The 1200-nt window shown below is 69.0% G+C and carries 2 protein-coding genes and 1 pseudogene; all 3 read left to right on the forward strand.

Annotation, left to right across the window (positions count from 1 at the left end; translation table 11 throughout):
• Positions 1–393: GspL/Epsl periplasmic domain-containing protein (locus F6S12_RS31950; protein WP_315869882.1), on the forward strand; the 393-nt coding region annotated here is incomplete at its 5' end.
• Positions 386–952 carry a type II secretion system protein GspM gene (gspM, locus tag F6S12_RS31955; RefSeq protein ID WP_315869883.1) on the forward strand — a complete coding sequence of 189 codons (567 nt, stop codon included), beginning with the start codon at positions 386–388 and terminating at the stop codon, positions 950–952. The genes F6S12_RS31950 and gspM, both read left to right, overlap by 8 nt.
• Positions 949–1200, forward strand: a pseudogene (locus tag F6S12_RS31960) (type II secretion system protein GspD); the annotation flags it as partial. The gene gspM and the pseudogene F6S12_RS31960, both read left to right, overlap by 4 nt.

The following is a 1200-nucleotide window of genomic DNA, read 5'->3' on the forward strand; positions in this document are numbered from 1 at the left end:
CGGCTCAAGGCGCAGATGAGCCAGCGGGTGAAGCAGGTATTCCCCGAATTGCCGGTGGTGCTCAATCCGTTGCAACAGGCTCGCCAGCAACTGGCGGCGCGCCAGAGCGGCGCTGCGGCGGACCCGAGCCAGGGCTTCGCCCACCTGCTGGCCCAGGCGGGGCTGGCCATGCCGTTCATGGTGGGCAGCGTGCAAAGCCTGGAGTTTTCCGGGCAGCGCTTGCAGCTCCAATTGTTGCCAGACACCCCGAAAACCGCCGACAGCGCCTGGCAGGGGGCCCTGATCCAGGCCGGCTACAGCGTCCAGGCCCAGGGCAATGGCTGGAGCCTGGCCCCGGGGCAGGCTCCAGCCGAAGAGAGCACAGCCGAGGCAACGGGAGAAGACAATGAATAAGGCCATGCTGGCGCCGTATCGGGCGCGCTGGTCGCGCCTGCGGGCCCAGGCCCTGGGCCACTGGAACGGCCTGGCCCTGCGGGAAAAGCGCTTGCTGGGGGCCACTGCCCTGGGGTTGCTGGGGCTGTTGCTGTGGTTGCTGCTGATCCAGTCGCCGCTGAAGAAGATCGACTACTGGCAAGCCGAGACACCCAAGCTGCGCTCCCAGGCCGAGGCCCTGGAAGTGCTGCTGCACGAGGTCGCGGCAGGCCCTCGCAATGCCCCGGGCGAAAGCCTGGAACAGGCCCTGCGCCAGGCCCTGGATGCGGCCGGGCTCCAGGGCCGCTACCAGTTGCAACACGCGGATCAAGCCGGCCCCGAGAGCTGGCGGTTGACCTTTGAGCAGGCCCCGGCGGATGCCGTGGTCGGCTGGCTGCTGGGGGCTCCCCGGCAGTTTTCACTGCAGGTGGTGGAGGCTCGTCTGCAACGCGCAGACGCGGCCGCCGCCCAAGACTCGGCAGGCACACTGTCCGGGACCGTTCGCATGGATCAGGCGCAGGGCGCTAAGGAAGCCTCATGAAGTGGTCAGGTTCCAACTACGTGCGCCAGTGTCGCAAGGCCGCACCTTTTCTGCTGCTGGCGCTGGGGGCTTGCAGCAACACCACCTCCACCACGCCGCCGCCCTTGCTGGTGGACAGCGAGCTGGGCCAGCCCCTGGCCGACACCCGGCGCAGCGGCGATCTGCTGGCGGACCGCGAGCGCTTGCAGGCGCAACAGGCGCAACGGCCGAAAGTCCTGCACCCGGTGACCAGCAGCAGCCGCGCCCAG

The organism is Pseudomonas sp. JV245A (assembly GCF_032424515.1).
Lineage (GTDB): Bacteria > Pseudomonadota > Gammaproteobacteria > Pseudomonadales > Pseudomonadaceae > Aquipseudomonas > Aquipseudomonas protegens.

Bases quoted from the DNA above. Each gene is read 5' to 3' on its own strand.
- gspM (WP_315869883.1), top strand. From the start codon at position 386: ATGAATAAGGCCATGCTGGCGCCGTATCGGGCGCGCTGGTCGCGCCTG.